Origin of the sequence: Acetobacter sp., from assembly GCF_047721705.1 — a bacterium.
Lineage (GTDB): Bacteria > Pseudomonadota > Alphaproteobacteria > Acetobacterales > Acetobacteraceae > Acetobacter.
This window is the reverse complement of record NZ_JBDNXK010000121.1, coordinates 1-7,699: the sequence shown is the minus strand read 5'-3', so window position 1 is coordinate 7,699 and position 7,699 is coordinate 1. Positions and strand designations below refer to the sequence as shown.

8 protein-coding genes are annotated in these 7,699 nt (G+C 53.2%); 7 read left to right on the top strand and 1 reads right to left on the bottom strand.

Annotation, left to right across the window (positions count from 1 at the left end; genetic code table 11):
- Nucleotides 1-162 precede the first annotated feature (162 nt).
- The 4 genes from ABF824_RS14825 (at nt 163) to ABF824_RS14810 (ending at nt 3,873) form a co-directional block, all read left to right on the top strand.
- Entirely contained in the window at nt 163-813 is a 651-nt protein-coding gene (locus tag ABF824_RS14825) for a hypothetical protein (RefSeq protein WP_062810090.1), read from the top strand.
- A 351-nt stretch (nt 814-1,164) separates the two neighbouring features.
- Nucleotides 1,165-2,049: an Abi family protein gene (locus ABF824_RS14820; RefSeq protein WP_007284619.1), complete on the top strand. Its 885-nt coding sequence runs from the start codon at nt 1,165-1,167 to the stop codon at nt 2,047-2,049.
- Between the two features lie 65 nt (nt 2,050-2,114).
- Complete coding sequence (locus tag ABF824_RS14815; RefSeq protein ID WP_075624466.1) at nt 2,115-2,420, top strand: WGR domain-containing protein; 306 nt, start codon at nt 2,115-2,117, stop codon at nt 2,418-2,420.
- Between the two features lie 547 nt (nt 2,421-2,967).
- On the top strand, nt 2,968-3,873 hold the full coding sequence (locus tag ABF824_RS14810) for a replication protein RepA (protein WP_062810091.1): 906 nt from the start codon (nt 2,968-2,970) through the stop codon (nt 3,871-3,873).
- Nucleotides 3,874-4,660: 787 nt separating this feature from the next.
- Here ABF824_RS14810 and ABF824_RS14805 read toward each other — a convergent pair.
- Nucleotides 4,661-5,611: a DUF6602 domain-containing protein gene (locus tag ABF824_RS14805; RefSeq protein WP_075624467.1), complete on the bottom strand. Its 951-nt coding sequence runs from the start codon at nt 5,609-5,611 to the stop codon at nt 4,661-4,663.
- A 202-nt stretch (nt 5,612-5,813) separates the two neighbouring features.
- On the opposite strand from ABF824_RS14805, the gene ABF824_RS14800 reads away from it, so the two are divergent.
- From ABF824_RS14800 to ABF824_RS14790, 3 genes are all read left to right on the top strand, one after another.
- Nucleotides 5,814-6,383, top strand: a complete 570-nt coding sequence (locus tag ABF824_RS14800; protein ID WP_007284612.1) for a recombinase family protein — start codon at nt 5,814-5,816, stop codon at nt 6,381-6,383.
- A gap of 497 nt (nt 6,384-6,880) precedes the next feature.
- Nucleotides 6,881-7,243, top strand: a complete 363-nt coding sequence (locus ABF824_RS14795; RefSeq protein ID WP_010665813.1) for a hypothetical protein — start codon at nt 6,881-6,883, stop codon at nt 7,241-7,243.
- A gap of 58 nt (nt 7,244-7,301) precedes the next feature.
- Nucleotides 7,302-7,676, top strand: coding sequence for a lytic transglycosylase domain-containing protein (locus ABF824_RS14790; RefSeq protein ID WP_415489769.1), 375 nt, complete (start codon nt 7,302-7,304; stop codon nt 7,674-7,676).
- Nucleotides 7,677-7,699: the final 23 nt, after the last annotated feature.

Here is a 7,699-nt window from a genome sequence, read left to right as displayed (position 1 = left end):
GCTCGCGGCCTTACGAACTAGAGCGGAGATCAAGCCCCCGAAAAAACTCGCACGCGCATCGCTGATCTTTGAGGGATAAATCCATTCGTCACGAAAGAATTTCATTGACGAATCAATGATACCCCATTTATCAGAAAGAAATCAGCGAGGAATCAGACCGATATGGCGAATATCTTTGAAGACCCCAAAAAGGCATCCAGAAAGGCACAACTCTTTGAAGCTGGCATTCATGCGTTAGAGAATGACGGATGGCAGGTCGAGAAAATCCCCGGCTTCGGAAAAGGAAGCGTTCGGAAGATTACAAAAGGCAGCCAGGAACGAATCGTATCAATCAGGACGACGCAGGATCAATGGATTGCGTTTCCGAGGAATGATGCCGGTGATGCCTGGGTCACGTTGTCCGATGTGGATGCGGTCGTGGCCGTTTCTGTAGATGACAAGGAAAATCCGCGCTTTGCGCAGGTGCATCTTATTGAAGGTGATGAAATGCGCGCGCGCTTCGACCGGGCATATCAGGCTCGGATCAAGGCCGGACATAGTGTACCGAAAAAGCGGAGAGGGATCTGGATTTCACTCTACGATGAAGAAGCCAGCAGCCCCGTTTCGCGTGTGGGAGCTGGTGCCGGAATAGCTCATAAGCCGATCGCGCGCATACCTCTGACAGAACCTGGTCTTCCTGCCGAACAGGAAAAGAAGGAGGCCGGTCATGCCGGCACCGATTTGCGGCCACTTTCCATAAGCGATGCGAAGAAAAGTCTGTCGATGTTTCTCGGGGTGCCGGAAGAATCCATCGAGATCATCATACGATCCTAGAGACAAGCGTGTTGCAGTGAGGTCGCTCAATGGCATCGCGCGCCGACGCCGCGATGCGCTTCCGTGGAGCGAACCGCGATATTTAGGACACGCTAGAGGATACACCAGAGGATACACTAGAGGGCACGTCACAGGATACGCACGGAGCGCGGTTTCCGTTTATGCTTGACTCCCGCCGTGTATCAGCTTAGAAGCCCACTTAATACGGCCGTCTCCGCTGTTGTGCTGCGCGCAAGCTCAGGACATCAAGGGACGGCCTTCTTTATTTTTAGGCACATGCGTCCGCCTTATACCAAGCCCCACCTCAGTTTTGCCGATCAAGTTGATCTCCTGATAAACCGGGGCTTGGGAGTGACAGACCGGACCAAGGCGATCCATCACCTTCAGCGCATTGGTTACGGGCGTCTGGCACCGTATTGGGAGCCTTTCGAACAGAACGGCCCCGATCCTCGCGATCCGTCCCGCATCATTCGCACCGACCAGTTCCGACCGGGTGCGGAGTTTCGCCACGCAGTCGATCTTTACCTGTTCGACAAGCAGCTCCGTCTTCTGTTCCTAGACGCAATCGAGCGGATTGAGGTGGCATTGCGCGTGGATCTGGCACACACGCTCGGAAAGCGCGATCCGTGGGCACATCTCTCGCCAGCTTTCCTCGACACGCGCCGAGCGAACACACCATTTCACGACGGCACACGCCACCAGAATTGGCTCGACAAGGCCAATCAGTCGATCCGACGTTCGAAGGAAAGCTGGGTAAAGCAGTTTTTCGACACCTACAGCTCGCCCCTGCCGATCTGGATGGCCGTTGAGACTTGGGATTTCGGCACGCTTTCCTGGCTTCTATTCATGGCGCACCCACGGGACCGCTTCGCGATCGCGTCACGATACGGTCTGCTTCCCGATACGCTGGTGAGCTGGATCAGGTGTCTTGCGTTCGTCCGCAACATCTGTGCCCATCATTCCCGCTTATGGAACTCGCCGATCATCAATCAGCCCAATGTTCCGAAAGAGCAGGAGGCACCCACAGTCGTTCATATCGGAACGGAAGTCGTGCGGCGAACTCGTGTTTATGGTGCGGCAGCCGTGGCAAGCTGTCTCGTCAAGGAGATCAGCGCCGGCACATCATGGAGCCGCCGGATGAAAGCGCATTGGATCGACTTCCCGACAATGCCTCTTGCAAGGGCCAGCCAGGGCGGCTTTACCGCGCCGTGGGACACGCTTGAGATCTGGACCTAGACCCTTCCATTCTTCTGTACTCGCGGCTGGTCCGGTGCTAGAATCTGGTTATGGGCAGGACCGTCATGAAATCCAGACAGTCGAAAAAATCCGCCGCCTTGCATAAGGCGGCCCAGCTCGCGTTGTTCCCGCTTACGGCACGTCTTCGGCGCATTCGACCGGAGCTGAATGAATGGCGCTTTTACGCGATGTCCGTTCAACCTGACCTGTTCGGCGGCGCGGCGCTCGTGCGGCAGTGGGACCGGATCGGCACGACGGGATCGCAGTGTCTCGATCTTTATCCGGACGAAGGTACGGCCATCAATGCGCTGTCGAAAATGGTCCGTTATCGGCAGAAACGCGGCTATACGCTCGCCGTTGGTCAGGATTAACTCAGGGGCAGTGTGGTTCCTGCATGGCCCTGCGACAAACTCCATTCATTGAGCGAGCTGGCACAACCCGTCAGCACTGCTTCACGACCTGCCCTCCCTGCCGTGGTGGGAAGACATTTGGGATTCCAATGAGTTCGCACGGAGCAATTACTGGCCGGGATGGAAAAAGCTCTGCACGGATCTGTACGAAGAAATTTCTGACAGTAAGAGCGCATCGAACATTCGGGAGTCGATCGAAAGCGGTGAGCATCCGCTTTTGAAAGAAATCGAGAACGCAGCCCTTCTAGGAAAGCTCGATACGTGAAACAGTTCGCCTGTCACTTCAGACCAAATACATCTGTTGTGCAAAATTTATATGATCTCAGGCCCGCGCATATTGGATGGTGGCAAGTTTTTTCGTTTGTCCGCAAATGAATAATAATAAAATCTGTTTCCATCACCTGCACCGAAACGATAACGTCGGATCAGAATCATCAAGCAGACAAACAAGCCTTGCGTCACACGCGATATGCTGAACAACGTAGCAGGGAAGAGAGGGATCGGACGAATGAGCAAACGCAAATCACCGCCTGAACAGAGTGAGCTTGTGCTTTCTCCGACAACCGCGCGCGTCATCCAGCTCTCGGCCGAAATCCAGGCAACACCGCCTGACGACATTGAGTTCATGCACACGGTCCTCTGCCAAGTCGGGCTCCCCCGCAAAAGGACGAAGGAAACGCGCTTCGAGCGCAACAATGGCAAGGCGTCCCTGCTCATTACAGCCGGCGAAATGTACAACGACGGTCATTGGGAAAAGCTCTTCGTTCCTTATGGGACAAAGCCGCGCCTGGCCCTCTTCCATATCAGCACCGAAGCCATCCGGACCAAATCGCGCACTGTCGCGGTCGGCCGGACCATCAGCGAATTCATGAAACGGCTGAACATCAGCCAGAACGGCCCATCCCGTGAGGCATTCAGGGCGCAGATGAACGCCTTATGCGCCTGTGAAATGAAGCTCGGGTATGGGTCGCGCAATCTGAACGCCCGACCGGTAGATGAATTCGATGCGTGGACCAAAAACCTCGCTAAAGACAGCACGATCGAGCTGTCCGAGAAGTTCTGGCACGAGTTGAAAGAAAACGCCGTCCCCCTTGATCCTCGTGCGCTTGAGGGCTTGCAGCATTCCGCACTGGCGCTCGACATCTATACGTGGCTTGCCCATCGGCTTCATCGCGTGCGGGGATCTGGCGAACGGCTTACCTGGTCCAACCTTCGGCTACAGTTTGGGCAGGAATATACGGACGACAAGAATTTCAAAAAGGCATTCCTGATAGCATTGAGGCAGGTTTCGGCTGTTTATCCGGATGCGAAGTTGGAGCAGGTTCGAACGGGTCTGAGGCTGATCGCATCGCCGCCTCCTGTCCCGAGACAGACAGTTGTCGCTTTTCAAAAAGTAATTGGATCAGGCGCTTAATCCAAAAATCCGGGGATAATGGGCGGTGCAATCACCACCCCTTGGACGGCGTGTCTCCCGGTTTATCACGGTGCAATCACCACCCTTTTTCGAGCGATCCCAGCCTCTCCGGCGCGGTGCAATCGCCACCCTTTTACATCCGATTCGTCTTCACAAGCAGACGGTGCAATCGCCACCCTTTTTCCAGCGCATCGCCGTAGAAAAGACGGTGCAATCACCACCCCTTTTATCCCCCTCACAGCCACCCAAAACACGGTGCAATCGCCACCCTTTTTGGAGAAAGGCTCGCCTCTGTGGATAAAAAAGTTATCCCGGTGCAATCGCCACCCGGATGCGGTGCAATCACCACCCCCAAAGACGGTGCAATCGCCACCCGTAAGGACGGTGCAATCACCACCCCCCTAAAACCGGTATGATTCCCGATAAATAAACCGATAGGTTTTTCCGGTAGTTACCTGCGGGTTTCCGGTGGATTTGTGGACAGTCGCCCAAGGGCGAACGCTCGAAGCGTGTGGACAGCTCTTCGACCTGCCCACACGCTCCGGCTCTGACCACAAGTCCACCGGACAAGTTCAATAAGATTTTTTTGATAGATTTAAGGGAAGGACGCCGCTCGCCTTCGGCGCGGCGCCCTGTATGCTCATACCCGGCCTATAAGCCATTCTGACGCGAGTCTGATTTGTATCCGGATGTTATCCCCTATCGGATATGCTCGATCATCGTACAGGGCCTTCATCAGCCGTTGTAAGCCATGAGTCTTGCATGGCGAAAAGTTGGTAATAGGAAGTCACATCAAACAAGCATTCCACTCGTTCCAAATGTCTCCTTGAGTTAGCTCTCCCCGTTCTATTCTGAGGCACACTTCGTTCGAAAGGACGGATTGTGGCCAATACCGTATTGGTCCAGAGCCATCCCCCCAAAGGTTTGCAAGTCGATAATAATCAGCCAGATCTCGAACCGATGGATCGTTCCATGCGAGACGTTGCGTCAGGTAAGCGAGCATTCCGCCGACTGGCTGAAAATTTTTTCCAGATTCGCTGGTCGCACACGTCATCGTTGACACTGGTCCCCAATCCCCCCCGAAAATCGTCTCCAGCTCTGCTGTGTTAGTGGGTTGAAAAGCTGCCTTGTAGAAGGGCGCCACCAGTTCGCTCCAACAACCAACATCCGCTACGCAGATAAGGTCGATTACATCTGTGGGGTGCTTCGCCTGCTCCATTGCCTCCCGAACCGCCCTTGATACATTGTCCGCAGGTTTTGATGCTGGCGCTTTCCAAGCATGCGAATGCGCGAGGATTCCATAAACCAATGATGATCTGAGTTCTCGGAGTGGACTACCTTCACGGCGTGGGAAAAGAGCCTTAAAGGCTTGGCATCGCTCCGCTGACGCTGAAATATGCTCAGCCCGCAGGGTTGTTTTACATTCAAACACTGCGGCGACGCCGTTCGCGAGCCAAACCTTCTTTTCCTGAAGTTTGCGGGGATAGAACGGTTTAAGGACGAGAACATCAATCTGTGGGGACATTCTTCCGTCGGAACTGATAAGACGGCCCTTTGTTGCAACATGGTATGCGGGAGGAAGCCATTCTCGTAACAGCGTGGCCCAGTTTTCCTCGCCCTCATCGCCTGCCGTCCCAGGATCGTCGCACGTCTTTGCATAGATGCGATCATATTCGGACGCCATTTCGTGAGTAATCTGCGCCATGAAGGTATGAAGGTCATGTTCCGGATTTGTCATACGCTTGGTGATACCTAGTTACATAAAATCTTCGAATTACTTACAGTCGCCCAATCGACCGCAGATGACAAATTCCGTCTCATAAGACGATCGTTAAACGGACACTTTCAAAAGACGTGACAGCGGAACGAAAACCCTACACAAAGTTCGTCTCATAAGGGTGGTACGGTAATAATCTCAATAGAGGGGGGCTTTACGTTACATGATGCTGATCGGTTACGCCCGTTGCTCACGGGACACACAGGATCTGGCCGCGCAACGCGCTGCCCTCGCTACTCTCGGGGTGGATGAAGATCGCATCTATGTCGATTTTGGATATTCTGGCACGAAGCGGGAGCGGCCGGGTCTTGACCAGGCACTGGCTGCGGTAAGGCGGGGTGACACGCTTGTCGTGCCGAAGCTTGATCGCCTCGCCCGATCTGTTCCCGATGCGCGAAGCATTGCCGAAATGCTGACCTCCAAAGGGGCGAAGCTGGCAATCGGCTCGAACGTCTATGATCCGACTGACCCAATGGGCAAGATGTTCTTTAACGTCTTGGCAACATTTGCCGAGTTTGAAGTCGATTTGGTGCGACAGCGAACACGCGAAGGCATGTTAATTGCCAAACAAAAAGGTAAACTAAAAGGCAAAAAGCCAAAACTTAGCGTAAGGCAACAGCAAGAATTACGCAGAATGCACGAAACTGGTGAGTATTCTATCAGTGATTTAGCTGATGTATTCTCTATTTCTCGCCCAACAGTATACAGAACCATCAAACGAAACGTGGAATAATCGTTTATAACGCCTTTTTCCGTATTTATAATACCAGTACGAATACACAAAGTGATACAAATTTATTTTGAGCATGAACGGCCTTTCAGCACCATTTTTGCCACGAAAAAAAGTGAAAATCCCACATAACAAATATCGTCGTTCACGCCTGATCGTTTTCTTTACATTTGTCACAACTCCGTGATGTTCGACAGAAGTCGAACGTAATTTGTTCTGAATTTCCACGGATTACCGCTGTTCGAGATCATTTCATCAGTCTAAACGACTTCTCGGACCAAGGCTTTTTTTGTTGCGGCTCGTGAGAAAAATTCGATATTTCTACAAGGCAAGATATTTCGATGCGGTCAGATCGCTGACGATCGGGTGTCTCAAACGAGAGGTTTCGTCCTTGCCATGCGAAATTCTTCGGCCTTGCCAAAACTTAACGCCCCGGTTTGTTTTCCTGCTGGGCCTCTCCGCGTTCAGGAGAAGGCTATTGTAGGAAGGGGGATTGTCACTTGCTGGAACCGTTCGAGCTGGCAGACATCAAGGCCGGACTTCGGGACGGCGGGAAAATTTTGGGCGTTTTCATCGTCGCACGACCGGACAGCGATGAAGGACCGGTCTTTGTGGTCTATTTCCGAACGGACTGGACACAAAGCCGCACGTTCAGGATTCTTTCCAGGTTCCGAACCGAAGGCGTACGAACGTACAAGAATCTCGGCAGTCTCTATAAGACCATCCGCAGCATCGGCTACGACGGACGGATCACGATTTATCCGTCTGGCGACAACGCGCTTCATACGTTCGTGGGCGTCCTTCCTGAAGATCTCGGCGACCATCCCGCAGATATGGTCACGTCGGAAGGCGACAAAGAGTAATCTAAAAACCGCACACTTTGCTGCTGCCGCGTTATTATTACCGCTCGCAGCGGGCGAAGTGTGCGCGCAGCCTTTGGCAATAAAGGATTTCGGACAGCTCGCGCTGAAATGCGGTCCGAATGTCGCGCCTATTACTTTGGCCTCGATCGCGCAGACTGAATCAGGGTTTGATCCATTTCTGGTTCACGACAACAACACGAAAAAAGCGTTCAATCTGGAAACAGATGCCGAAGCTGCGGAGCTGGCAAGCCGACTGATCTCGATCGGCCATTCGGTCGATCTTGGGCTTATGCAGATCAATTCGCATAACCTGCCCGCTCTTGGATTACGGGTTCAGGATGCGTTTGACCCCTGTGTTTCGATAGGTGCGGCGTCGATTATCCTATCCGATACCTATGTTGGCGTAAGCTCCCGGCGACTGACGCCTTGCTGAATACTTCTGGCCTGGTTCAGCTA

What these genes read in the sequence shown, in the direction of transcription:
- ABF824_RS14825 (WP_062810090.1), top strand. Translation starts at nt 163, where the DNA reads ATGGCGAATATCTTTGAAGACCCCAAAAAGGCATCCAGAAAGGCACAA.
- ABF824_RS14815 (WP_075624466.1), top strand. Translation starts at nt 2,115, where the DNA reads ATGAAATCCAGACAGTCGAAAAAATCCGCCGCCTTGCATAAGGCGGCC.
- ABF824_RS14810 (WP_062810091.1), top strand. Translation starts at nt 2,968, where the DNA reads ATGAGCAAACGCAAATCACCGCCTGAACAGAGTGAGCTTGTGCTTTCT.
- ABF824_RS14805 (WP_075624467.1), bottom strand. Translation starts at nt 5,611, where the DNA reads ATGACAAATCCGGAACATGACCTTCATACCTTCATGGCGCAGATTACT.
- ABF824_RS14800 (WP_007284612.1), top strand. Translation starts at nt 5,814, where the DNA reads ATGATGCTGATCGGTTACGCCCGTTGCTCACGGGACACACAGGATCTG.